The sequence below is a fragment of the Thauera phenylacetica B4P genome (assembly GCF_000310225.1).
In the GTDB taxonomy this organism is placed as follows: Bacteria; Pseudomonadota; Gammaproteobacteria; order Burkholderiales; family Rhodocyclaceae; genus Thauera; species Thauera phenylacetica.
This window is the reverse complement of sequence record NZ_AMXF01000001.1, coordinates 18,539-41,464: the sequence shown is the minus strand read 5'-3', so window position 1 is coordinate 41,464 and position 22,926 is coordinate 18,539. Positions and strand designations below refer to the sequence as shown.

Below are 22,926 nucleotides of genomic sequence, written 5' to 3'. Positions count from 1 at the left end.
CTGCCCTGCCCGTCCTCGCCCGAGTGGCATCCGCCGTTCTGGGCGGCTACGCGTTGACCGTGCTCACTGCCATCGCCCTGGCCGGGGCTCTGCCGCTGTCGCGCGCCGATGGCGTGCTCACGGGCATGCTGGCGGCGTTTCCGCTCTACGCGGCGGCGGTGATGTGGGCCTTCGCGGCGAAGAGTGCCCGCCACGCCGGTCTTGGCATGCTCGGTGCGGTGGTGCTGGCCGGGGCAGCGGCCTGGGTGGCGACATGAGCGCCCCCAAACCTGGCCTTGCCAGGCCCCCCGAGGGGGTAGCGTCGTTCTTGGGGCGGCCCGACGAACGACTTTTGAGGGCAGCACCATGAAGGAAACCTTCCGCGCCTCGATGGCCTGGCTGCACACCTGGGCCGGCTTGCTGCTGGGCTGGGTGCTTTATTTCATGTTCGTCACCGGCACGGCGGGCTATCTGGATACCGAGATCGACCGCTGGATGCAGCCCGAACTGCCCCCGGTCGCCCAGGCGATGGAACCGGCGCCGGCCGCAGAAAAGGCGCTCGCCTTGCTCGCACAGCGCGCACCGCAGGCCGATCGCTGGTTCATCAGCCTGCCAACCGGGCGCGAAGCCTTGCACCTTTCCGTCTTCTGGCAGGCGGGCAAAGGCCCGCAGGCCGATGGCGATCTGGACCTGGACGCGGCCTCGGGGGCGCCGCTTGCATCGCTCGGCGCACGCGCCACCGGCGGCGGGCAGTTTCTCTACCAAATGCACTGGCAACTGCACTACCTGCCGCGCGGCGTGAGCGACTGGTTGGTGGGCGTGGCGGCGATGTTCCTGCTGGTGGCGCTGGTCACCGGCATCGTGGTGCACAAGAAGATCTTTGCCGACTTCTTCACCTTCCGGCCGGGCAAGGGGCAGCGCTCGTGGCTGGACGCGCACAACCTGATGAGCGTGCTGACGCTGCCCTTCCAACTCATGATCACCTGGTCCGGGCTGGTGTTCATGATGTTTGTCTACCTGCCGCTGGTGGTCTCAGCCCACTATGCGCCGGACGCCGCCACCGGCAAGAGCGGGCGCGAGGTGTTCTTCAACGAAACGTTCGAAGGTGGCCTGCATCTGGAGCGCGCGGGCCGACCCGCACCGCTGGCGCCCTTGCAACCCATGCTGGCGCTTGCTGAAGCACGCTGGGGCGCGGACAAACTCAGCCGCATCGACATCCGTTACCCCGGCGACGCGAACGCGCGGGTCGCGCTGCGCGCCAGGGAAGACAGTTCCCCGCTGAGCAGCAGCGAAACCCTGGTGTTCGACGGCACGAACGGCGCACTGCTTCATGTGCTGCCGGCCGCGGGCTCGACACCGAAGGCAGTGCGCGACGTGCTGCTGGGTTTGCACGAGGGGCTGTATGCGGGGCCGCTGCTGCGTGGGCTGTACGTGCTTTCGGGCCTGATGGGCGCCGCCATGATCGCCACCGGCCTGGTGCTATGGGCCGTCAAGCGCCGGCAGCGCGCAGCCAAGGCGGGGCGCGTGCATGGCGGGCTGTGGTTGGTAGAGCGGCTCAATGTGGGCGGCATCATCGGCCTGCCCGTGGGTATTGCGGCGTATTTCTGGGCCAACCGGCTGCTGCCGCTGGCCCTGTCTGATCGGGCGGCGTGGGAAGCACATGTGCTCTTCATCGTCTGGGCCGCACTGCTGCTGCACGCGGCGCTGCGCCCGGTGGCGCGCGCCTGGAGCGAGCAAGCGACTGTGGCGGCGCTGGCATTTGGCCTGCTGCCGGTGCTCAATGCGCTGACCACCCACCGCCACCTGGGTGCGTCGCTGCCGCAGGGCGACTGGGTGATGGCGGGGTTCGACCTCGCCATGCTCGCGCTGGGGGCGGTGTTCGCGGGCCTGGCGCGGCATCTAGCTCGCAAGGCGAGAAACGCAGCGAGGCAGTCCGCATCAGCGACCTTGATGACGGTGGAAGCATCCACGGCGGGGGCCATACGGTGATGGCGGCGCTTGCACACCTGATGGCCTTGCTGTTGAGCCTGGCCGGCTTCGTGGCGCTTGCCCTGGCCATGGAGCGGCATCACCGACAGGTCTGGCAGCGCGCGCCATCACGCAAGCAGTGCCTGCTGCTACGGTGTGCAGGCGTCATCGGCCTGGGCGCGGCGTTGACCACCTGCGCGGCTCACGCAGGCGGAGCCACCGGAACCGTGATTTGGCTGGGGTTGATGACGGTCGCCGCCTTGACGGTGGCGCTGGTGCTCGCCTATCGGCCGCGCTGGTTGGCGCTGGTGACGGCGCAGCCAAAGCCGGAGCCATCGACGTCCGCCTCGTGACACCGCCACAACCTGACGCGCCGCCCCTTGGGGGGACTGCCGTCTCTGCCCCCTCTTCCACTGACATGCCCGCGACCGCCCCTCCCAACCTCTTTCGCCAAGCCGCCCCGTTCGCACTGGTCGGCGCAGCGCATCTCGTCCTCCTGTGGCTTGCCACGACCGCACTGGCGCGCAGTCCGACGCCGGTGATCCCGCCTTCCGTGGCGGGGCAGCTCGTCTCGCAGGCGCCGGTGACCGAGCCTCAACCGCTGCCCATGCAGCCCGAGCCGCCCCGCCCCAAACCGGTGGTCAAGCCGCGCCCGACACCCGTGCCGCCCTTGCCCAAGGCGCCGCCCTCGGAGCGTGCCGTGACCGCCCCGCTGGCCGAACCCGAGCCGCCGGTGAATGACACGCCAGCGCCTGCCGAACCGATGCAGCCCGTGCCGGCCGCCGCACCTGCACCCGCCCCGTCGCCCAAGGCCGAGCCGGAGCCGGTGGCACCGCCGCGCTCCGACGCATCCCACCTCAACAACCCGGCGCCGGTGTACCCGGCGCAGTCGCGCCGCTTGCGCGAAGAGGGGCGCGTGCTGTTCGACGTGTACATCCTGCCCAACGGCAGCGTGGGCGAGATCAGGCTCAAGCGCAGCAGCGGCTACCCGCGTCTGGACGAAGCCGCACTGGAGGCCGTGCGCCGCTGGCGCTACGTGCCCGCCAAACGCGGCGACGAACCCATTCCCTACTGGTACGTGCAGCCCATCGATTTCGAGTACAGCTCCTGATCGACGGGTTCCGCGAACCCTTCCGAATCCAACCTTTTTAGGAGATCCCACCCATGCCATCCAATCCCTACGGCATTGCCGCACTCTGGAACCAGGGCGATGCCGTCATCAAATGCGTGGCCGTCGCGCTGCTGCTGATGTCCATCGTGTCGTGGACCATCATCGTCACCCGCACATGGCGCGCGGCCAGGCTACGCCGGGCCAGCCGCGCCATGGCTGGCTTCTGGCACACGCACAGCTTTGCCGAAGGCATGGCGCTGCTGGACGAACACGGCGAGGCCAACCCCTTCCGCCACGTGGCCGCCGAAGCCCAGGCAGCAGTGGACCACCACCGCAGCAACGGCGACGACCTGCACGGGCAGATCAGCCTGGCCGAGTGGCTGACCGAAAGCCTGCGCGGCGCCATCGACGAAAGCGCCGAGCGCATGCAGTCTGGTCTGGCGGTATTGGCCTCGGTGGGCTCCACCGCGCCCTTCGTCGGGCTGTTCGGCACCGTCTGGGGCATCTACCACGCGCTGGTGGGCATCGGCACCTCGGGCCAGGCCAGCATCGACAAGGTGGCCGGTCCGGTGGGCGAAGCGCTGATCATGACCGCGTTCGGCCTGTTCGTCGCGATCCCGGCGGTGCTGGGCTACAACGCGCTCACGCGCAACAACAAAGGCGTGGTGAACAAGCTCAATCGCTTCGCACGGCAACTGCACGCCTACTTCCTGACCGGCTCGCCGGTGGCCAGGGCCAGCGCACCGGCAGCACCGGCCCGCAAGGCGCCGGCCAGGCTCGCCACTCAAGGAGGCTGACATGGCCTTCGGCGGCAATCTCAACGACAACGACGACGTGGTCAGCGACATCAACATGGTGCCGCTGATCGACGTGATGCTGGTGATGCTGATCATCTTCATCATCACCGTGCCGGTGCTCACCCACTCGGTCAAGCTGGACCTGCCCCGCGCGGACAACACGCCCAACCTGGTCAAACCCGAGACGGTGAACCTGTCGGTCACGACCGACGGCAGCGTCTTCTGGAACGACGAGCGCGTGAGCGACGAACAACTCGGCCAGCGCCTGGAGGCGGCAGCCAGGAAAGAGCCGCAGCCCGAGGTGTTCATCCGCGGTGACCGCAAGGTGGAGTACGAGCGCGTGGCGCAGGTCATGGCCACCGTGCAACGCTCCGGCGTGCTCAAGCTCGGCTTCGTGACCGAGCCGGGGAACTGAGCATGACGAGCATGGCCACTTCGGCAGCGACTTGGCTCGTTACTTTGGCGGCCACGGCTTGAGGCCGGTACCGCGATGCCAGTTCAGACACCCACCCCTAGCGATACGAACCAGCTCTCCTGGCAGCCAGGGACGGCGACGCTCCAGCGCTTGCGTGCTTCGGGACTCAGGCTCACGCTGGCACGGCGCGCAGTGCTGAGGGCCCTGCACGACAACCGCGGTCGCTTTCTGGATGCCGAGGCCGTGCACCGATGGACGAAGGCCGCGACCTGGCGCGTGAACCTCACTTCGGTGTATCGGATTCTCGCCGAGTTGGACAAGGCGCGCATCGCGCAAGCGACACAACTTGGCGCGCGCACGTTCTACAGCATGGTGCCGGAAGGTGAAGCCGCCCAACCGCACTTCGTCTGCCGCCGATGCGGGCATGCCCAGGCACTCGGTAGCGATGCGCTACTTACGCAGCTCTTCGAGGGTGCCGCCAGGCTCGGCTTTCATCTCAACCAGAGACTGACACTTGTCGGCGTGTGCTCGGCTTGCAATGCCAGCGCACCAGGATCTGTCAAGCGACATCAGAAACAGACACTCTGACAACAAAAGGTCGGGGCGGTGGCATGACCCAGGGCGAGTTGGATGTGTGAGGGCCGTCAGCACGAAATTGCGCCCCTCTGACACAACACGATAAAATGCGAACCATTCTTATTCCCAGCCAAGGTGCCGAGCACCCCAGCCAACTTCCGCGCAAGGGTGTTCGTGTCCGCCGCCGAATCCGCCATCCAGCAGCAAGTGCATGCCCTCTACAGCCACCACCACGGGTGGCTGTACGGCTGGCTGCGCCGCAAACTGGGCTGCTCGCACCAGGCCGCCGATCTGGCGCACGACACCTTCGTGCGGCTGCTCTCTAGGCGCGAGGCGCTGGCGCTGGATGAGCTGCGCGAGCCACGCGCCTACCTGACCACGGTGGCCAAGGGCTTGGTGTCCAACCACTGGCGCCGCCAACAACTGGAAGAGGCCTGGGTCGCGACGCTGGCGGCCCTGCCCGAACCGGTGGCCCCGGCACCGGAGGTGCGCGCCATCCTGCTCGAAACCCTGGTCGAGATCGACCGCCTGCTCGACACGCTCAAGCCCAAGGTCCGCGAGGCTTTCCTGCTCTCGCAGCTCGACGGGCTGACCTACAAACAGATCGGCGAGCGGCTCGGCGTGGGCGAGCGCATGGTCAAGAAGTACATGGCGCAGGCCATGCTGTGCTGCCTGCAGGCCGACGATGGCCGATAGGGGCGACGCCGCCGACGACGAGCGCATCGTCCAGCGCGAGGCGGCCGAATGGTTCGCCGTGCTGCACGACGAACAGGCCAGCGAAGAGCAGCGCAGGCGCTGGCGCGCCTGGATCGATGCCGACCCCGCCCACGCCCGCGTCTGGGAGCGGGTCAAGGCCATCAGCCAGCCCTTCGCCCAGGCCGCCAACGCCGCCCCGGCACAGGCACTGCGCGACACCCTCGCCAAGGCGCAGTCGGCTGGACGCCGCCGCGCGCTGCGGGTGCTGAGCCTGGGCGGCGTGACGGTCGGGGCCGGCCTGCTGGCCCGCTTGACGCTGCCCTGGCAGGGCTGGCTGCACGAGTACGCCGTGGCCCGTGCCGACCACCGCACGGACATCGGCGAACAGCGCAGCCTCACGCTCCCGGACGGCACGCGCCTGGACCTCAACACCGCCACGGCGGTGGATGTGGACTTCGGCCGGTCGTTGCGGCGCATCGTGCTGCACGCCGGAGAAATCCTGGTCGATTCCGCCCCCGACACGCAGGCGCCCGCCCGCGCGCTGGTCGTCGATACCCCTTGTGCGCGCCTCACCGCGTTGGGCACCCGCTTTGCGGTGCGCGGCGATGCCCGCAACGAGGCATTCAGCGGCCACGTTGCCGTGTTCGAGGGCGCCGTGCGCATCAGCCTGGCCAACGGCGCGCAGTTGGACGTACCCGCCGGCCGGCAGGCCCGCTTCACCGCGGATGGCATCGAACCCGACGGCCGCGCCGACCTGGCGCGAGAAAGCTGGTCGCGCGGCCAACTGGTCGCCGACGACATTCCCCTGGCCGCTTTTGTGGCCGAGCTCTCGCGCTACACCTCGGTTTCCGTCACGGTCAGCCCGCAGGCCGCACCCTTGCGGCTCGTGGGTGCCTACCCCATCGCCCAGCCCAGCCGCGACATCCCCGTCATCCTCGCCGCACTGGAGAGCGCCTTGCCGGTGCGCGTCGAGCGCACACCGGCGGGTGGCGTGCACATCCGCGCGCGCTGAGCGGATCGGTGCGCACACCGCAGTTCCCCTTTTGGCCCGCTGCGGGGCATACCGGATGAAACACTCAATCTCATCCGGAGCCCGATGCCATGACGAAACCCACCTTCTCCCCCCGCCCGCAGCGGCTGGCACTGGCCGTGCACGCCGCCATGATGGCCCTACCCATGACGGCCACCGGCGTAGCGATCTTCGCCGCGCCGTCCGCCGCACACGCCCAAGCCACGGCGCAGGCACCGGCGCAGGCGATGCATGAGTTCGACATCCCGGCCGGCCCGCTGTCCACCGCCCTGACCCGCGCCGCCGCACAGTCCGGCGTGCCCCTGACAGCGGACGCCGCGCTGACCGCAGGCAAGACCGCACCCGCGCTCAAGGGCCGGATGACGCTGCGCGAGGCGCTGGCGCAACTGCTGGCCGGCAGCGGGCTGGCAGCCGGTACGGAAGGGGCGTCCATCGTCATCAAGGCGGTGCCGCCAGCACCGGGCGGTGCGAAGGAGGCGGTGCTGCCGGTGGTCACGGTACGGGCGGGTGCCGATACGGACGGAAGTACGGCCAGCGGCTACCTCGTCAAGAGCGCCAGCGTTGGTGCCCTGGGCGAGAAGTCTCTGAAGGACACTCCATACAGCATTGAGGTGTATTCCAGGGAGTTGATGGAGAACAAGCAAGCACGGTCGCTGGCAGATCTGACCAAGGCCGATGCTTCGATCAGTCTGCAGCAGGACAACATCGTTACCGAAAACAACTCCCTGGCGATTCGCGGCCTCGGTCCAGACTCTGCAACTGGTCAGAAGATTGACGGCTTAAACTCTCGCGTACGTGCCAACGACCTGCCTCTGGAGCACCTTGAGCGCGTTGAGATCCTCAAGGGTGCGGGAGGCTTCCTGTATGGATTCGGCGCTCCCGGCGGCACCATCAACTATGTCTTGAAGCGTCCCACTGACGAGCCCGTGCGTAGCCTGAGCACACAGATCATGGACAGCGGCTTGACGCTTATCCACGGAGATCTGGGTGGTCGCTTCGGCGCGCAGGATGCGTTCGGCTATCGGGTCAATCTCGTCAACGAGGAAGGTGCCACTTACATCAATGATGGGAAATCGCGTCGCCATTCCGGCTCACTGGCTCTGGACTGGCGCATTACGCCTGATCTCGTATGGCGCGCCGATGCTCTCGTGGGCGAACACGTTCGCAAAGGTGGATACTGGGCAGTCATACCCAACGCTGACGGGGCCGCGAGCAACTGGACCACGGCAACACCTCTCGAGCCGATCGACGGCAGCAGGCGTCTCGCCCCCACATTCACACGATATGGCTCTCGTCACAAAACCTATGGTACCGATCTGGCTTGGCAATTTGCGTCCGACTGGAAACTCTCCTTGTCTCATCGGATTTCCGAGAACGGGCGCGAGTTTACCCAACCGGCCATTTTTGCCAACACGAACGGGGATTACTCGCTGCGCTATTACGACCTCGCTACCCGATTTGAAAGCCGGCAATCGCAGGGGGTAATTTCAGGAAAATTGTCCACAGGGCCGGTTGTGCATGAGTTGGTCATGGGCGCATCGCACAACGTGACTCAGAGCTTTTCTGGTCCGTATCAAGCGTCCAACCTTGCGAACGCGGGCAATTTGGGCAACCCCGCAGATGCAGCCAGTCCCTTCCCAGGTTTCGCCTCCTATGACGATGCAAACGAAGAGTTCGGTTTCATGCGTCGGCGTGAGCTGTTCGTCTCCGACACGCTACATCTGGGCAGCGACTGGGATTTGATTGTCGGTTTGCGACGCGGGCGACTGGAAGTCAAAGACACCGCTTACAACCGCACAGCCACCACGCCCACACTGGCTGCCGTCTTCCGCCCGACCCAAGGCTTGTCGCTGTATGGAAGTTACGTCGAGGCCTTGGAAGAAGGCGCCACCGCACCTGAAACCGCCGCCAACGCCTACGAGGTCTTCGCCCCGCTCAAGAGCAAACAATACGAAGTCGGCGCAAAAGCTGAGGGCCGCAACTGGTCGGCTACGGCAGCATTGTTCCGACTGCAACGCGGGCTCACCTACACCACATCCGACAACGTCTTCACCCAGGACGGCGAGGCGCGCTACCAGGGGCTAGAAATCTCAGGCAAGTTCCGCCTGAGTCCGCGGTGGCTTGTCACCGCCAGCACCATGTGGCTGGATGCGACCAACCAGAAGACCGAGGGTGGAGCACTAGATGGCAAGCGCATTCAAGGCGTGGCGCGCGAGCAGACGAGCGTTTACGGCGAATACAGTGTCGCCGGGCTGCCGCTTACCCTGACAGCCGGTGCACGCTATGTGGGTAAACGACCAGTGGATGCAGATAACCAGTGGCACGTTGGCTCGGTCACCCTGCTCGACGCAGGTGCGCGCTACGAAACAAAATGGGGAACCAAACCCGTCTCCCTGCGGCTCAGCATCGACAACCTGACCAACAAGGCCTACTGGGTCTCGCAGTCCGAATCCAGCAACTTGCAGCAAGGCGCCCCGCGCACCATCAAGCTCGGCGCGCAAATCGAGTTCTGACGCCGAGGCCGGTGCCCTTGTCCAGATTTCGTATGTCATAGCCGGGGGTGAAACATATGCGCGGTCACGCCGCAAACAGGTTTCACGCTATTCACCCCCCATCACGCGCCGCACTGCCGCCGGCGCCCGAGTTCGTTTCGCCATATCCTCGCCCCGCCTGCGCCACGCCGCTGTGCTCATCCATTGCTGGGCGGTGTCGGCGCCGGGCCGGAAACCGGCACGTAATGCCGCCAATATGAACTGGTAGCGTTGGGGGGCCTAAACTGAGAAGATCAGCCTGCATCAACCACGTCGAAACAACGGACTTTGGAAGCAGTTGCACGCAGACTTTGCGAGCAACTGCGCACTGATCGCGAATTCGATCCAAAACCGCCTGATTTCGAAGGAGACTTGCGGCGACCACATCGATACGCTTGCTTCCACACCGTATCGAGAGGTCGCCACTATGCATTCGATCCAGACGCCCCCGTCCCACAGCCACCACGACGGCGAGAAGGACACACCCACCGCCGACATCGTCGAGACGCGGCTCTGGATCGACGAGCACAACTGGCTCTACGGCATCCTCAAGAGTCCGGCCAATCAGGCGCCCACCTTTCGCTTCCCCGATCTCATCAGCGCGTGCGTGACATCCACGCTGTCTTCGTCCGAAGGGGCTCGCGCGCTGTTCGACTACCTCGGCATCCAGCTCGTGCTGCGCGACCCCGCCACGGCCCGCCGTCGCGAGGCCATGTGGCGCCCACAGTATGAGCAGTTGCAGGCGCTGCAGCGCTCGCCTGCGAATCAGCACCCCAATCCGAAGTTCCAGTTGGACCAGTTGACCACTGCCGCCGTGGCACTTTGCCGCCAGGCCGACCCGTCGGGCACGCTGGTCCTGAAGTACGCGCGTCTCAACATGGTTCAGCGCGCCACGGTTCGATCCGTGATTTCGCCCGGCTGATCGCCAGCCACCGAATCCACCCGCGTAGATCACCTCGCCTGCCAAGCGCAGGCCCACCCGTCGCCTACCTCGACCGGACTGTCCGGCCCTACCCCTGGAACCTTCCGCAGCCGCGGGAGGCGGCTTGGCTGTCGAGAGGTGATCCATGCCCCGAACTCTGCTCGTCGCGCTGTCCATGCTCTGCGGCATGCCCCTTGGGGCGCTCGCCTGCTGGGATGAGGTGGCGCAGCGCCACGGTGTCTCCACCGATCTGCTCTATGCGGTGGCCAAGGTGGAGTCCGGCCTCAACCCCAAGGCTGTCAATCGCTCCCACATCCAGCGGACAGGCTCGATCGACATCGGCCTCATGCAGATCAACAGCCGCCATCTGCCCAAACTGGCCAAGCGCGGCATCTCGGAATCCAGCCTGTTCGAGCCCTGCACCAACCTCGACGTCGGCGCCGGGCTGCTGGCCGAGCTCTTCGCGCGTCTTGGACTGAGCTGGGACAGCGTCGGCGCCTACAACGCCGCCTGCACCGAACTCAAGGGCGACGACTGCACCAAGGCGCGGGCGCGCTACGCCTGGAAGGTGTACCGGCAACTGCCGGCAAACAGCCGATCCGCTCGAACGTCCCCAGCAGCACGTCGCCCGTCCGCCGCAGCGCCCTCAGCGATCACGATCCCCTTGCTGGCCGTGCGGGTGGCGCCATGAAGGTCCTCACTCTCGTTACTTCCGCTCTGGAAACGCTCCCTGCCGTAGCGGCGATACTCATGCTCGCGTCGTGCGGGCATCAAGTGATCGAAACACGCCATCTGCCGGCCCCGCCTTCGCCCGCACCGCGGCTCGCCCAGGTGGGCTATGGCAATCAGGCGGACTTCGTTCAATGCATGCCGCCGCAATGCCCGACGCGCACCCGGAAGACGCTGGGGGCAACCCCGGCCATCGAAGCCAACCAGGCAGTGGCCGAGGAAGCCTCTCCTTTGCCCGCCCCCCGTTCATTGGCAGCATTGCCCGCTGAAACAAGCCCTTCGGTCGATCCTGAGGTAGCCGCCATCACGGAACACAGAACCTGGAGCATCCCCTTCGCCTTCGGCAGCGCTCGGCTCGGTGCTGCCGGACTCGGCATCCTCAAGCAGGTGACCGCCGAGCTTCCAGCTCAAGGCCGCATCACGGTTGCGGGTCGCACGGACGACGCGGGCCCAGCGCCCATCAACGACGCGCTGGCCAAGGCACGCGCCACCACTGTCCGCGACCACCTGGTGCGTGCCCGCCCCGAACTCGAAAGCGCGATCACGGTTGAGGCCGCAGGCAAGTGCTGCTTCGCCGCCCCCAACGACACACCAGCCGGCCGCGCCCGCAATCGGCGGGTCGAGATCGCGGTGGGGCACCAAGCTGCACCGCCCTGAACCAAGCCGTTTCCCCATCGCCCCGAATCAATCTACCCGCCTTCACCCGCATCCACCCGCCTTCACCCGCATCCACCCGCCTTTCACCTGCGTCCGCCACCCGCTCCGACCCGTCCGCGACCCGTCTCTCGACGCTCATCTCAACGGAGGTCTTCATGAGCACTGCAACGCTGGCGCCGTCGTCCATCGACGCGCGCCGTCCCCTCGCCTTTCTCACGCTGCTGGCCATCGCATTGCTCGGCCTGTTCGCGGCTTTCCCGAGCTTCGCGCTCGATCTGGTGGGTTTCACCGGCATCACGGGTCCGCTCACGTCGGCCCTGACGCAGATCGCGTCCCTCGGTCCGGGCATCAAGGCCTTGGTCGGTTTCGTGGGTTTCGTTGTGGCGCTGATCTCGCTGGCCGCGCTGCGCAACTTCGGCCCGGTGCTGTTCTACGTGGGCCTCGCCATCTTCGGCGCCGTGGGTCTCGTGATCGCCGGGGCGATCATGGGCGCGGTGATCTGAGCCGGCCTCGGGTCCAGGGAGTCCGGCATGCGCACCGACACCTACATCCCGCGTCGCCTCGACGACAGCTGGAAGATCGGCTTCTGGGACGTCGATGTCGCGGCGCCCGCCTTGTTTGCCTTCTTCATCGGCTACCTGTCTGGAACAAAGCTCTCCTTCGCGGTCTGCATGACCGTGGGCATTGCGCTCTCGCGCTGGGTTTCGAAGCTCAAGGCGGACAAGCACCCGGCCTTCGCCGTGCATTGGCTGTGGTGGAACCTGCCCGCCACGCCGCTCACGGCGCTCCGGGCCACGCCTCCTTCACACATCCGCCGCATGGTCGGCTGAAGCGGGGAGGAAGAGATGAACCCCCACGCTCACTTCGTTCGCTGCCCCCCAAGGGGGCGTTCAGCGCCCTTCGGGCGGCCGGGCGGGCGCTGACCATGGACTTCGAACGTCTCAACGTCGACCGCAAGGAACTCCAGCGCCGCAATCGCGGCCTGGGCCTTGCGGTCGGCGCTCTCGCCATCGGCCAGATGCTCACCCTGGTCGCCCTCCTGAACGTGCTCGGGTCGGAGCGCACGGTCGTCGTGCCACCGACCCTCAACAAGTCCTTCTGGGTCACCGACGAGAAGGCCAGCGGCGCCTATCTGGAACAGATGGGCACCTTCATCGCCTGGCTGATCCTCGACGTGACGCCCGCCACGATCGACTGGAAGAAGGACGTCCTGCTGACCTACGTGGAGCCGGCCCAGCACGGCGCCCTCAAGTCCCGGCAGGAGGTGGAAGCCGAGCGCCTGAAGCGCATCAACGCCACCACGGCATTCGCCCTCGATCAACTCGTGCCCAGCGAAAACGGCCGCAGCGTCGTGATCCGGGGCCGCCTGCGCACCCTGGTGAATGGGGTCGAAACCGCCAATGATCCCAAGGCCTATCTGGTCGAATTCGGCTTCGCCGGCGCGCGCATGCACCTGAAAACCTTCCGGGAGGTGCCCTATGCAAGCCACTGAAACGCGCGCCCTGCCCCCCCGTCTGGCGTGCGCCGTGGCGCTCCTCTGCGCCATGGGCAGTGCCCAGGCGCTGCAGGTCATCGATGCCAGCGACGGCGCATCGGTGGAAGCCATCCTGTCGATCCAGGAGCCGACCCGCATCCGCATCGAGGGCAGTGCCATCACGGATATCTTCGGCAACATCTACAGCAGCGGTTGCGCGGCCTTGCCGACGCCAGCGGCCCTCCCTGTCGGCGCTTCGCCAGCCGTGGGCACGCCCGCTTCCGCGCCGCCCGCCTCGTCGATCAACCCAGTCGGCGAGATCGTGCTCGAGTGCGATCGGGACAAGGGCGAGATCTACGTCCGGCCCGTGGGCGAAGGCAAGAAGCCCATCAACCTCTTCGTGTCGTCGGCACGCGGAACCTACACGCTTGTGCTGCGCCGTGCCGACACGCCGGCCGACACCATCGTCATCCGGGACAAGGCTGCCCTGCAGCGCCGGGCCGACACCGCGGCAGCCCGCCCTGCTCCAGGCGCTGCCGCCAGCCATGTGCGGGGCCTGAAGGCCCTGCTCGTGGCCATGGCCTCTGGACACGTGCCCTCCGACATCCAGGTCGACACCATCGGCCAGCCGGTGCCCTTGTGGCGCGAGGCCCGTTTCACGCTCGAACGCACCTACCGCGGACGTGGCCTGCTCGGCGAGCGCTACGTGCTGCAGAACGTCAGCGACACCCCCATGGTGCTGACCGAAGCCGAGTTCGATCGGGAAGACGACGAATCCGGCAGCGTGGCCGGCATCGCCATCGAACACCACAACCTACGTCCGGGTGAGCGCACCGTGGTCTTCGTGATCCGCAAGGAGGTTCAGCCATGAACGGGCAGATCCCTCCCCTGCGCGAGCGCGCGGGCAGCGCAGTGCGCGGCATCGCCGAACGCTTGTCGCCGCGCCAGCGCCAATACGCCTTGCTGGGTCTGATCCTGGTCGCCGGCGTCAGCCTCCTCTGGATGATCCTCGCACTCACCGCGTCGCCACCGAACCCTGGCAGCACGCCCAAGCCCCAGGATCACGCTGGCGGGGTCACCAACATCGGCGTCCTGCCACCCGGCGCACAGGTCAATCCGGTGGACCAGTGGGTCGGCACCGCCGGCCGCAAGCTCGCCCAGTACGAATCCGAACGCGACGAACAAAACCGCCTGAACAAGGAGCGCTCGGCGTTCGAGCAGCGCACGATGCAGCGCTTTGCCGAACTGGAGCAGAAGCTGACCTCGGCAAGCCAGGCTGCCGCATCGGTGCCACCCTCGGTGCAGCCGCCCGCCGCACCGGCACCCACAGCACCGACGACGGCAATGCCGCCGGCCGAGGCGCTCCCGCAAAGGCCCGCCGGCCATGACAGCGCCCAACTGGGCATGCCTCCCGGCACGCCGGCGATGCCCATTGCCCCCACCTTGCCGGAAACCCCTCGCATCTCGCGGATCACGATCACCCCGCGCGACAACGCGACCAGCCATTCCGCGCAACCAGCCGCCACGGAAGCAACGACCCACGCCGACGGCACGAAAGCCACTGACGCCCGCACCATCTCGACCTTCCTGCCCGTGAGCTTCACCCGCGGAACCTTGCTCGGTGGCCTGGATGCACCCACCGGCGGCCAGTCCCAGAGCAACCCGCACCCGGTCCTGATCCGGCTGTCCGACACCTCGGTCCTGCCCAACCGCATGCGCGGCGAGTACCGGGAGTGCTTCGTCATCGCCGCCGGCTACGGCGACATCAGCTCCGAGCGGGCCTATCTGCGCACCGAGTCCCTCTCCTGCGTGCGTCCTGACGGCGCAACGCTGGAAGTGCGAATCCAGGGCTCCATCTACGGCGAAGACGGCAAGGTCGGTCTGCGCGGGCGGCTCGTGACCAAACAAGGCCAGATGCTCGCCAACGCGCTGCTTGCCGGTGTCGTCAGCGGCATTGGCCAGGGGCTTGCCACCTCATCCACCGAGTACAGCACCTCGGCGCTGGGGACGGTGGCCACCGCCAACGGTTCGGACGCCTACCGCGCCGGCCTGGGCTCCGGTGTGGGCAAGGCCCTCGACCGACTTGCCCAGTACTACATCAAGTTGGCCGAGAACACCTTCCCCGTCATCGAGGTCGATGCCGGCCGCGAGATCGACGTGGTGATCACCAAAGGCGTGCGCATCGATACCCCGATGACCGCTGCGGCGACCACCAGCCGCAGCGCCCTGTCCCCCGCCAACCGCTATCTGGAGACTTCCGATGACCCGAATTACTGAGGGCGGGCACATACCCCCGCACGTGTCCATGCACAAGCGCACGCTCGTCACCGGGGCGCTGCTCGCCCTGCTGGTGGCATCGGGGATCGCGCCCACCGCCCACGCGGCGCCCGACGAAGCCAGCCGCTTGCGCGCCGCGCTTGAGAAAGCCCATCCGGGTACCCGCTTCACTGACATCGCTCCGGCCCCCGTCAAGGGGCTGTACGAAGTCTGGATGGACGGGAACGTGGCCTACGTGCTCGCCCAGGATCCCCGCTACTTCCTCTTCGGGCGGCTCTTCGACACGCAGGCGATGAAGGATCTCACCGGCCCCAAGCTCGCCCAGCGAGCCCCGTCCAATCCGGGCATGGCCGCCGCCAAGCCGATCGTCTTCGATCAACTGCCGCTTCAGGACGCCATCAAGACGGTCCGGGGCAACGGCGTCCGCAAGCTCGCCGTGCTCAGCGACCCGGCCTGCCCGTACTGCAAGCAGCTCGAAGCAGAGCTTGCCACCATCGACAACGTCACGGTCTACACCTTCCTCGTCCCCTTCCTGGGCGAAGCGCGTCCAATCGCCATCTGGTGCGCGGCGGATCGGGTGGCTGCCTGGCACGACTGGATGAGCAAGGGCGATGCGAGCCGGCAGCACGCCGGCACGCCCTGCGCCCACCCCATCGCGCGCAACCTCGCGCTGGCCCGCGGCTTCGGCATCCAGGGCACGCCCACCCTCATCTGGGCCGACGGGGAGCGCACGGAAGGCTTCATCGACCGGGCCGCCATCGAATCCCGCTTGGCGGCCGCCGCCCCGGGGGGCCGGCCATGAGTGCTTTCGTTCGTTCCGCCTTCGGTTATCCCGCGCTCCGGCTCCTTCCGCTCCTGTCCGTGCTGGCCCTGGGCGGCTGCATGTCCATGTCCGGCCTGGGAGGCGATTCCAAGTACGCATGCAAGGCCCCGGAAGGGGTGGCGTGCGAATCCGTCTCGGGGACCTATGCGAACGCGGTGACAAACAACCTGCCGAGCCAGCGCAAGCGCGAGTCCCCAGCAGACACCCGGAAGCCGGAGCCCTCTACGCCTCGCACCTCGGATCCGACGCGCACGGGACTGCCGGCCGACGGCAGTTCGTCCCCGCCGGAGGATGGAACCCCGCTGCGCGCGCAATCGCGCTACCTGCGCCTGTGGATCAAGCCCTGGGAAGACATCGACGGCGACCTCTACGACCAGGCCCACGTCTATGTCCAGATCGACCAGGGCCGCTGGCTGATCGACCACGTCCATCAACGCATACGCGATGCCAACGCGCCCCTGCGTCCGCCGCCATCGACCTCCGCGCCCTCAAACGCTGTCGATGGCCCCAGTTCCCCGACACAGCCTGCAGGAAGGCCCATTCCCCCGGCGCCGGCTCGCCTCTTGAACAGCCCCAGCGAGGTGTCGCAATGAGCACCGCCACCGACACCCCACGGCCCGCGCAGCGCGGCCGCAGCGATTGGCGGTCGATCAACCTGCCCTTCGGCCTGGGCGTCTCGCCGGACACCCCGGCCGAGCAGTTCGCCAGCTGGCTCCCCTACATGGGGTACCTGGACGCCGAGTGCATCTTCGCGAACCGCGACGGCATGGGCTTCATGCTCGAGCTGATGCCCCAGTCCGGCGCGGACGATCGCATGACGGAGGTTCTGGTCTCCCTCTACACCAACTGCCCCGCCGGCACCGGCGTGCAGTTCCACCTGTTCGCCTCGCCCCACGTCCGATCCCAACTGCGTCGCTACGCCAACCTGCGCGTCGAGGACGAGGATCAGTTCGAGAAGGCCCAGCACTGGGGCCGCCCCGCGCGCAACGAGAACCTGTTCCGTGCCCTGGCACGCCAGCGCGTGGGCCACCTGCTCGAAGGGGCGCAGAAGTCCCTCACGGCGGGCTTTCACTACACCATCCGCGACTTCCGCCTGATGCTGTCGGTCGCCTTTCCGGCCGACCCCGGCAACCTGAACAAGCGCGAGGAACTGCTGGCCCTGCGCGATTCGATGGCCTCTACGTTACGCTCGGCGTCGCTGCCGAACCGGGTCTGCGACGCCTCCGACCTCATCAACTGGTGTGCGATCTTCACCAACCCGGACCGGATGTCCGGCACGGACGCGCCCGACCTCAACTACGACGACGGCCGGGAACTGCGCGACCAGATCGTCGACTTCGACACCATCCAGGACCCTCACCCGAGCGGCCTCACCTTCTGGAAGGAGGCCAGTCCGGATGTGTTGGAAGCGCGCTTCTATTCGATCAAGAGCTTTCCGGAGCGATTTGCGCTGTGGCAGATGGGCTCGCTCATCGGCGACCTGATGCAGCCGGCGCTGCAGTACAGCGCGCCCTTCCTGCTCACCCTGGGCGTTCAGATCCTCGACCCCAACGTCACCAAGTCGGTGGTCACCGCCAACCACGTCCGCGCCACGCAGAACGCCAAGTCGAAGATGGCCGACGTGATGCCGGACGTCCGGAAGAAGCTCGACGACTGGACGGCCGCCGCCGATGCCATCGATACCGGCGGGAATCTGGTGAGCCTGTACCACCAGCTCGCCATCTTCTCGACGCCGGAAAAGGCCGCGGCTGCCCATGAGGCGGCCAGTGCGATCTGGCGCAGCCGGGGCTTTCAGCTCAACGCCGACGCCTACATGCACCGCCAGGCGCTGCTGGCGAGCCTGCCCATGACGCTGACCGAGCGCTTCCACAAGGACCTCGTGAAGATGCGCCGCGTCACGCGCAAGACGATGTCCAACGCCATCCACATGGCCCCGCTGATCGCTGAATGGCGCGGCACCCGCACACCGGCCCTGGTCTTCGGCGGCCGGCGTGGTCAGCTCATGACGCTGGATCTCTTCGACAACGACCTGGGCAACTACAACTTCGCCATCATCGGCGCCCCCGGTTCCGGGAAGTCCGTGCTGATGAACGAGATGGCCTGGTCCTACCGCGCCATCGGCGCCAAGGTCTGGATGCTGGATCTGGGCCGCTCCTTCGAGAAGCTGTGCCGCAAGGCGCGGGGCACATACATCGAGTTCAGGCCCGACGTGGACCTCTGCCTCAATCCCTTCTCCATCGTCCAGGACATCAACGAAGACATCGACATGCTGGTGCCGGGCATCTCGAAGATGTGCTCGATGCAGCACGCCCTGGAGGAAGTCCAGTACAAGGCCATCTCGGCCATGGTCCTGAAGCTGTGGCGCGAGTACGGCCAGGACCTCACGATCACCGGTCTGCGAGATGCCTTCCGCACTGGCTCCCTGGAAGAGCTGGGGGCAGTCAATGATCAGCGCATCAAGGATCTCGCGATCATGCTCAACCCTTACGCCAAGGGTGGGCAGTACGAACGCTTCTTCGAAGGCCGAGCCAACGTCGATTTCTCGAACGACTTCATCGTCATCGAGAACGAGGAACTGAAACGGCGGCCCGATCTGCACGCCGTGGTGAACATCCTGCTGCTGCACCAAATCACGGGCGAGATGTACCTCACGCGCAACCGGCGCAAGGTACTCTTCATCGACGAACTGAAGCAGCAGTTGGGCGACATCGGCGCCGACGATCCCGTGAAAGCTGCCGTAGTCGAGGAAGCGGCCCGCCGCGCTCGCAAGTATGGTGGCGCGCTCGGCACCGCGACCCAGAGCGCCGACGACTACTACGGCTCCGCCCAAATGGAAGCCGCCTTCAACTGCTCGGACTGGGTCTTCCTGCTGCGGCAGAAGCCGGAATCGATCGAGATGCTGGACCGCAAGGGCCGGCTCACGATGGACGAACCCAAGAAGCGGCTGCTCAACTCCCTGCGCACGGAGGCCGGCGCCTTCTCCGAACTCTACATCTCTTCCCCGGTGGGCGAAGGCGTGGCCCGCAACATCCTCGACCCGGCAACGCATCTGCTTTTCAGCAACAAACTCGAGGACAACGCGCCCATCGACGAACTGCGCGCCCGGGGCTACTCCATCGACGAAGCCATTGCCGAGTTGCTGCGCCAGCGGGGGCATGCGTTATGAGCCCGCGCGTCCTGTTTGTCGCCAATTTGCTGGTGAGCCTGATCGCAGTCGGCAGCGCGCTGCTCGCCTACAACCGCCTGGTCATCCTTCCGGCCCGGACCATCGGCGTCGTGGATCTCGCCGACGTCTATCGCACCAAGGAAGACGAGTTCACCCGGCGGCTCACCGCCGCGCATACGGAAGAAGAGCGCCAAGCCACCTTGCAGATGGCCAGGGCCTTCGCGCAGCGGCTGCCCGTCGCCCTGGAGAGCCTGCCAGCCGAATGCGGCTGCCTCGTGGTTCTCAAGGCTTCCGTCGCCGGTCCCACGCCCTACACCGTCGATCTCACGGCGCGTCTGCGCCAGAAGGTGGAAACGCCATGAACACGACCCCGATCCGCAGCCAGCCGCGGGGGCAGCCATCCTGGCCCATCCGCACACGGCATGCGGCCATGGATTTCCTGCGGCACATGCGTCAGCGCTGGTACCTCTACCTGCCCATCTTCGCAATCTGGGGCTTGGCCTACCTGCGCCTGTTCGTCGACGCCACGCCGCGGGTGCCGGTGTTGTTCAACTGGACACCCAGCCTGCCGTACAAGGTCGCCATACTTCACAAAGGCACCTCGGCGCTGCACCGCGGAGACTTCATCGTCTTTGCCTTCGCGGGCGAAGGCAGCCGCCGCTACCCAGGCCTTGCCGGGCAGCCCTTCTTCAAGGTCGTGCGTGGCCTGCCGGGCGACACGATCAGCGTCGCCGGCCGCGAGGTGCGGATCAATGGCCAACTGGTCGGCATCGCCAAGTCCCATGCGTTCGATCGCCAACCGCTTGAGCCGATCGCGCCCGGCGTCATTCCGCCCGGCCGCTACTACGTCCAGGGTCTGAGCCCCGACTCCTTCGATTCCCGCTACCGCGAAAGCGGCCTCGTGCAAATCGAGCAGGTGATCGGCGTCGTCGACCCGCTGTTCTGAAGGAGCCGCCATGCCCTTCCCCTTTCGCCATCCTCCTGACCATCCTCTGAGCATTGCCCGGCTCGTACGCTTCACGCGGCTACTGGTGATCGCGATTCTGGCAACGCTCATCGCCTTGGGAACAGTGGTCACGGCTCGGGCACAAACCAGCCCTGCACGAGGCCCTGCCTCGGCAACCAATGACATGCCCTTGGCGGACTACCTGGGTCTGCTACAGCAACTCGCGCCGGCTGCCGCGGACGGCGCCAAGGTCTATCTGGCCGCCTACCGCCTCCAATGCGGCCGCACGCTGACCATGGCCGAACTGCGCCAGGCCGTCTCCAAGGAAGGCGGAGATCCCGTGCTGATGGGGCTGATCCGTGCCACCCAGGAACAGGACACCACCCAGCGCGCCCAGTTCATCCGGCAGATCCGTTGCACCGCAGGAGGGACGCGATGAACCTGCGCATGCTCCCCCTCCTTGCGCTGTCTACGTTCGCCCTGCTGGCTGGAACCACGCCGGCCCATGCAGCGGATGCCGGCGTGATCGGCCCGACCTACGAGATTGCCGAACCGCATCTCCTGCGCTTCATCGAGCAGCGCCTGCGCGACAAGGCCGCGAGTGGCGAACTGCAGCGCCTGGAACAGGAAGCGCGCGCCCGCGGCGTCGATTCCGTGCGCGACCCCCAGCCCGTAGCCGGTCTCGTGACCACCCAGGCGAAACGCACCTTCTACTTCGATCCGACCTACGTCCTCGATCGCAACGTGAGCGACGCCCAGGGGCGGCTCATGTTCGCCGCCGGCACCCGCGCCAATCCTCTAGACGTCGTCTCCCTGTCGCGCCGCCTGTTCTTCTTCGACGCCCGTGACCCACGCCAGGTCGCCCAGGCCCGCAGTCTGATGAAGCACCACGACGGCAAGGTGAAGCCCATCCTCACGGCAGGCTCCTACCTCGACCTCATGCAAGCCTGGCGCTCGCCCGTCTATTACGACCAGCACGGCCTCCTGACCAGGCGCCTGGGCATCCGGCAGGTGCCCGCCCTGGTCTCCCAGGAAGGCAAGCGGCTGCGCATCGACGAGTTGGAGGTCAAGCCATGACAGCCGCCCGGCTCCTTCGATCCCTGCTGCTGGCCCTCCTGGCCTGCATCGCGTGGGCCCAGGCGCTTGCGGCCGGTGCCGCCACCTGCACCGGCAAGTTCCCGAACCCCATCACCGACATCTGCTGGAGTTGCATCCTGCCCATCAGCGTCGGCAGCGCCCGCATCGGCAACTACGGCAACCAGGAAGACACCGACAACCCGTCCAGCCCGATCTGCAGTTGCGGGGTGAATCCGATCATCGGACTCTCGATCGGCTTCTGGGAGCCGGCCCGGCACGTCGAGGTGGTCAGGAAGCCCTACTGCCTCGTCTCCCTGGGCGGCATCGATCTCGATCCTGGCATCCCGGCACCCGAGGCCGCCCGCTTCACACGCCCGGAAGGCGATGGCGACGGCGGCAGCTTCTACCAGGCGCACTTCTACATCAACCCGGTGATGTACTGGCTGGAGGTTGTCACCGACTTCCCTTGCCTGGAAAGAGGCTCCTTCGATCTCGCCTACCTGACCGAAGTCGATCCCCTGTGGGCGGATGACGAACTGACCCTGATCCTAAACCCGGACGCGGTGCTCTTCGCCAATCCCATCGCAGTCGCGGCCTGCGCTGCCGACTGCGTGGCCGCGACCATGGGCTTCGGCATCAAGGAGATGTTCTGGTGTGCGGGCTGCCAGGGCGCGATCTACCCCATGGACGGCCACGTGCCCTACCACATGGGCGGTGTGCGCACCGCCTCGCTGCTGGTCCAGCGGCTCACCGCCAAGATGCACCGCGAACTGATCGCCTGGGGCTGGCATGGAACCCCCGGCCTGTGCGGTCCCTACTTCGAACCCGTCATGGACAAGACGGCCTACAAGACCCAACTCACCTACCCCATCCCCAACACCGCAAAGGAAGGCGGCCGCTGCTGCCAGCCCTTCGGCCGCACCACGATCATCTGGGGCGCAGGCAAGGAATACCCGGTCAAGGGCGAGGACTTCGCCTTCATGCTCTTTCGCAAAAGGAACTGCTGTGTGGGCTACTGATCTTTTTCCAGGCGGTTCCGTGATCCGCCCCTCTGCCGTACTGGCCGCTCTGCTGTTTCCCCTCGGGGCTGCGGCGCAGCCTGCGCCGGTGATCACCGACGAAGACCTCGCGAGGGTCCGGCGCGAGACGCCGACCGTCACGGAAGACGATGTCCGCCGCATCCAGCGACAGCACTCGGTCCCGGTACCCCAAGCCGGGGCGGTCACCACGCCGCGCATCGATGCACTGCCCAAGCCCCTGACGAATGCGTTGCCCAACATCGGCGACATCGCCCAAGGATATGCGCAGGGAACACCTCCCGCACTCGGTTCCGACCCAGGCCTCTTCGTGTTCGTAAGCCTGGCCATGCCCGAGTCCACCCTGGCGCGTCTCGTGGATCAGGCGGCACGCGCAAAGGCAGCGATCCTCATCCGGGGCTTCGCCAATGGCTCGCTGCGCGATACGGTCATGCGTATCCAGAAACTCATCGGCACGCGCGAGATCGCCATCCTCATCGATCCGCAGGCCTTCGACCGCTACGCGGTCAAGCGGGTGCCCACCTTCGTGCTTGCCCGGGATGGCAGCCGGCCCGCCGGTTGTGCTGGCAGCACCTGCCCGCCCCCGACCGACTATGTCAGCGCAGCGGGAGACGTGAGCCTCGACTACGCCCTCAATCAGTTGCGCCGTGCGGCGCCCCGCTTCGATTCCGACGCCGGCATCTTCCTCGCGCGCCTCAGACCCTGAGCCCAGGAC

General features: G+C 66.7%; 27 protein-coding genes. All 27 read left to right on the top strand.

Annotated features, from left to right (window positions below; all coding sequences use genetic code 11):
• The first annotated feature begins 59 nt into the window (after positions 1-59).
• The gene (locus C667_RS00205) at positions 60-257 is read left to right on the top strand and encodes a hypothetical protein (protein WP_245538389.1); all 198 of its coding nucleotides are present in this window, start codon (positions 60-62) and stop codon (positions 255-257) included.
• Positions 258-345: 88 nt separating this feature from the next.
• Positions 346-1,968, top strand: a complete 1,623-nt coding sequence (locus C667_RS00200; RefSeq protein ID WP_004354802.1) for a PepSY-associated TM helix domain-containing protein — start codon at positions 346-348, stop codon at positions 1,966-1,968.
• Complete coding sequence (locus tag C667_RS00195; RefSeq protein WP_004354800.1) at positions 1,968-2,300, top strand: DUF3325 domain-containing protein; 333 nt, start codon at positions 1,968-1,970, stop codon at positions 2,298-2,300. The genes C667_RS00200 and C667_RS00195 overlap by 1 nt, the downstream gene beginning before the upstream one ends.
• Positions 2,301-2,485: 185 nt before the next feature.
• Positions 2,486-3,058, top strand: a complete 573-nt coding sequence (locus C667_RS00190) for an energy transducer TonB (RefSeq protein ID WP_211207631.1) — start codon at positions 2,486-2,488, stop codon at positions 3,056-3,058.
• Positions 3,059-3,111: 53 nt separating this feature from the next.
• Complete coding sequence (locus C667_RS00185) at positions 3,112-3,855, top strand: MotA/TolQ/ExbB proton channel family protein (protein WP_004354792.1); 744 nt, start codon at positions 3,112-3,114, stop codon at positions 3,853-3,855.
• A 1-nt stretch (position 3,856) separates the two neighbouring features.
• A complete protein-coding gene (locus C667_RS00180; protein WP_004354791.1) occupies positions 3,857-4,270 on the top strand; it encodes an ExbD/TolR family protein in 414 nt (137 codons plus the stop codon).
• A gap of 75 nt (positions 4,271-4,345) precedes the next feature.
• A complete protein-coding gene (locus C667_RS24475; RefSeq protein WP_083881222.1) occupies positions 4,346-4,858 on the top strand; it encodes a Fur family transcriptional regulator in 513 nt (170 codons plus the stop codon).
• 156 nt (positions 4,859-5,014) lie between these two features.
• The gene (locus tag C667_RS00175) at positions 5,015-5,542 is read left to right on the top strand and encodes a sigma-70 family RNA polymerase sigma factor (RefSeq protein ID WP_004354790.1); all 528 of its coding nucleotides are present in this window, start codon (positions 5,015-5,017) and stop codon (positions 5,540-5,542) included.
• Complete coding sequence (locus C667_RS00170; protein WP_004354789.1) at positions 5,532-6,554, top strand: FecR domain-containing protein; 1,023 nt, start codon at positions 5,532-5,534, stop codon at positions 6,552-6,554. The genes C667_RS00175 and C667_RS00170 overlap by 11 nt, the downstream gene beginning before the upstream one ends.
• Positions 6,555-6,643: 89 nt before the next feature.
• Positions 6,644-9,085, top strand: a complete 2,442-nt coding sequence (locus tag C667_RS00165; protein ID WP_004354788.1) for a TonB-dependent siderophore receptor — start codon at positions 6,644-6,646, stop codon at positions 9,083-9,085.
• Positions 9,086-9,401: 316 nt separating this feature from the next.
• Complete coding sequence (locus tag C667_RS00160) at positions 9,402-10,025, top strand: hypothetical protein (RefSeq protein ID WP_245538388.1); 624 nt, start codon at positions 9,402-9,404, stop codon at positions 10,023-10,025.
• 145 nt (positions 10,026-10,170) lie between these two features.
• Complete coding sequence (locus C667_RS00155; protein WP_004354783.1) at positions 10,171-10,716, top strand: lytic transglycosylase domain-containing protein; 546 nt, start codon at positions 10,171-10,173, stop codon at positions 10,714-10,716.
• Complete coding sequence (locus C667_RS24470; protein ID WP_083881221.1) at positions 10,713-11,411, top strand: OmpA family protein; 699 nt, start codon at positions 10,713-10,715, stop codon at positions 11,409-11,411. Before C667_RS00155 ends, C667_RS24470 begins: the two co-directional genes overlap by 4 nt.
• 155 nt (positions 11,412-11,566) lie before the next feature.
• Positions 11,567-11,914, top strand: a complete 348-nt coding sequence (locus C667_RS00145; RefSeq protein WP_004354780.1) for a hypothetical protein — start codon at positions 11,567-11,569, stop codon at positions 11,912-11,914.
• A gap of 27 nt (positions 11,915-11,941) precedes the next feature.
• Positions 11,942-12,241 (top strand): type IV conjugative transfer system protein TraL, encoded by a 300-nt coding sequence (gene traL, locus C667_RS00140; protein ID WP_004354778.1) that lies wholly within the window; start codon positions 11,942-11,944, stop codon positions 12,239-12,241.
• A 95-nt stretch (positions 12,242-12,336) separates the two neighbouring features.
• Positions 12,337-12,903, top strand: a complete 567-nt coding sequence (traE, locus tag C667_RS00135) for a type IV conjugative transfer system protein TraE (RefSeq protein WP_004354776.1) — start codon at positions 12,337-12,339, stop codon at positions 12,901-12,903.
• A gap of 34 nt (positions 12,904-12,937) precedes the next feature.
• Positions 12,938-13,756 (top strand): type-F conjugative transfer system secretin TraK, encoded by an 819-nt coding sequence (locus C667_RS00130; protein ID WP_245538387.1) that lies wholly within the window; start codon positions 12,938-12,940, stop codon positions 13,754-13,756.
• On the top strand, positions 13,753-15,162 hold the full coding sequence (locus C667_RS00125; protein ID WP_004354771.1) for a TraB/TrbI/VirB10 family type IV secretion system protein: 1,410 nt from the start codon (positions 13,753-13,755) through the stop codon (positions 15,160-15,162). Before C667_RS00130 ends, C667_RS00125 begins: the two co-directional genes overlap by 4 nt.
• A gap of 28 nt (positions 15,163-15,190) precedes the next feature.
• Positions 15,191-15,964 (top strand): DsbC family protein, encoded by a 774-nt coding sequence (locus C667_RS00120; RefSeq protein WP_004354767.1) that lies wholly within the window; start codon positions 15,191-15,193, stop codon positions 15,962-15,964.
• The gene (gene traV, locus C667_RS24465) at positions 15,961-16,578 is read left to right on the top strand and encodes a type IV conjugative transfer system lipoprotein TraV (RefSeq protein ID WP_004354765.1); all 618 of its coding nucleotides are present in this window, start codon (positions 15,961-15,963) and stop codon (positions 16,576-16,578) included. Before C667_RS00120 ends, traV begins: the two co-directional genes overlap by 4 nt.
• A complete protein-coding gene (gene traC, locus C667_RS00115; RefSeq protein WP_004354763.1) occupies positions 16,575-19,151 on the top strand; it encodes a type IV secretion system protein TraC in 2,577 nt (858 codons plus the stop codon). The genes traV and traC overlap by 4 nt, the downstream gene beginning before the upstream one ends.
• Entirely contained in the window at positions 19,148-19,513 is a 366-nt protein-coding gene (locus C667_RS00110; RefSeq protein WP_004354762.1) for a hypothetical protein, read from the top strand. The genes traC and C667_RS00110 overlap by 4 nt, the downstream gene beginning before the upstream one ends.
• A complete protein-coding gene (traF, locus tag C667_RS00105; RefSeq protein ID WP_039920396.1) occupies positions 19,510-20,097 on the top strand; it encodes a conjugative transfer signal peptidase TraF in 588 nt (195 codons plus the stop codon). Before C667_RS00110 ends, traF begins: the two co-directional genes overlap by 4 nt.
• 10 nt (positions 20,098-20,107) lie before the next feature.
• Positions 20,108-20,536: a hypothetical protein gene (locus tag C667_RS00100; protein ID WP_051174583.1), complete on the top strand. Its 429-nt coding sequence runs from the start codon at positions 20,108-20,110 to the stop codon at positions 20,534-20,536.
• Positions 20,533-21,174: a type-F conjugative transfer system protein TraW gene (traW, locus tag C667_RS00095; protein WP_004354758.1), complete on the top strand. Its 642-nt coding sequence runs from the start codon at positions 20,533-20,535 to the stop codon at positions 21,172-21,174. The genes C667_RS00100 and traW overlap by 4 nt, the downstream gene beginning before the upstream one ends.
• Positions 21,171-22,193 carry a conjugal transfer pilus assembly protein TraU gene (traU, locus tag C667_RS00090; protein ID WP_004354757.1) on the top strand — a complete coding sequence of 341 codons (1,023 nt, stop codon included), beginning with the start codon at positions 21,171-21,173 and terminating at the stop codon, positions 22,191-22,193. Before traW ends, traU begins: the two co-directional genes overlap by 4 nt.
• 19 nt (positions 22,194-22,212) lie before the next feature.
• Positions 22,213-22,917: a type-F conjugative transfer system pilin assembly protein TrbC gene (gene trbC / locus C667_RS00085; protein ID WP_211207630.1), complete on the top strand. Its 705-nt coding sequence runs from the start codon at positions 22,213-22,215 to the stop codon at positions 22,915-22,917.
• The last annotated feature ends 9 nt before the right edge of the window (positions 22,918-22,926 follow it).

Excerpts from the sequence above, each read along its gene's own strand:
- C667_RS00200 (WP_004354802.1), top strand. The coding sequence starts at position 346 with ATGAAGGAAACCTTCCGCGCCTCGATGGCCTGGCTGCACACCTGGGCC.
- C667_RS00195 (WP_004354800.1), top strand. The coding sequence starts at position 1,968 with ATGGCGGCGCTTGCACACCTGATGGCCTTGCTGTTGAGCCTGGCCGGC.
- C667_RS00185 (WP_004354792.1), top strand. The coding sequence starts at position 3,112 with ATGCCATCCAATCCCTACGGCATTGCCGCACTCTGGAACCAGGGCGAT.
- C667_RS00180 (WP_004354791.1), top strand. The coding sequence starts at position 3,857 with ATGGCCTTCGGCGGCAATCTCAACGACAACGACGACGTGGTCAGCGAC.
- C667_RS24475 (WP_083881222.1), top strand. The coding sequence starts at position 4,346 with ATGCCAGTTCAGACACCCACCCCTAGCGATACGAACCAGCTCTCCTGG.
- C667_RS00170 (WP_004354789.1), top strand. The coding sequence starts at position 5,532 with ATGGCCGATAGGGGCGACGCCGCCGACGACGAGCGCATCGTCCAGCGC.
- C667_RS00165 (WP_004354788.1), top strand. The coding sequence starts at position 6,644 with ATGACGAAACCCACCTTCTCCCCCCGCCCGCAGCGGCTGGCACTGGCC.
- C667_RS00155 (WP_004354783.1), top strand. The coding sequence starts at position 10,171 with ATGCCCCGAACTCTGCTCGTCGCGCTGTCCATGCTCTGCGGCATGCCC.
- C667_RS24470 (WP_083881221.1), top strand. The coding sequence starts at position 10,713 with ATGAAGGTCCTCACTCTCGTTACTTCCGCTCTGGAAACGCTCCCTGCC.
- C667_RS00145 (WP_004354780.1), top strand. The coding sequence starts at position 11,567 with ATGAGCACTGCAACGCTGGCGCCGTCGTCCATCGACGCGCGCCGTCCC.
- traL (WP_004354778.1), top strand. The coding sequence starts at position 11,942 with ATGCGCACCGACACCTACATCCCGCGTCGCCTCGACGACAGCTGGAAG.
- traE (WP_004354776.1), top strand. The coding sequence starts at position 12,337 with ATGGACTTCGAACGTCTCAACGTCGACCGCAAGGAACTCCAGCGCCGC.
- C667_RS00125 (WP_004354771.1), top strand. The coding sequence starts at position 13,753 with ATGAACGGGCAGATCCCTCCCCTGCGCGAGCGCGCGGGCAGCGCAGTG.
- C667_RS00120 (WP_004354767.1), top strand. The coding sequence starts at position 15,191 with ATGCACAAGCGCACGCTCGTCACCGGGGCGCTGCTCGCCCTGCTGGTG.
- traV (WP_004354765.1), top strand. The coding sequence starts at position 15,961 with ATGAGTGCTTTCGTTCGTTCCGCCTTCGGTTATCCCGCGCTCCGGCTC.
- traC (WP_004354763.1), top strand. The coding sequence starts at position 16,575 with ATGAGCACCGCCACCGACACCCCACGGCCCGCGCAGCGCGGCCGCAGC.
- C667_RS00110 (WP_004354762.1), top strand. The coding sequence starts at position 19,148 with ATGAGCCCGCGCGTCCTGTTTGTCGCCAATTTGCTGGTGAGCCTGATC.
- traF (WP_039920396.1), top strand. The coding sequence starts at position 19,510 with ATGAACACGACCCCGATCCGCAGCCAGCCGCGGGGGCAGCCATCCTGG.
- C667_RS00100 (WP_051174583.1), top strand. The coding sequence starts at position 20,108 with ATGCCCTTCCCCTTTCGCCATCCTCCTGACCATCCTCTGAGCATTGCC.
- traW (WP_004354758.1), top strand. The coding sequence starts at position 20,533 with ATGAACCTGCGCATGCTCCCCCTCCTTGCGCTGTCTACGTTCGCCCTG.
- traU (WP_004354757.1), top strand. The coding sequence starts at position 21,171 with ATGACAGCCGCCCGGCTCCTTCGATCCCTGCTGCTGGCCCTCCTGGCC.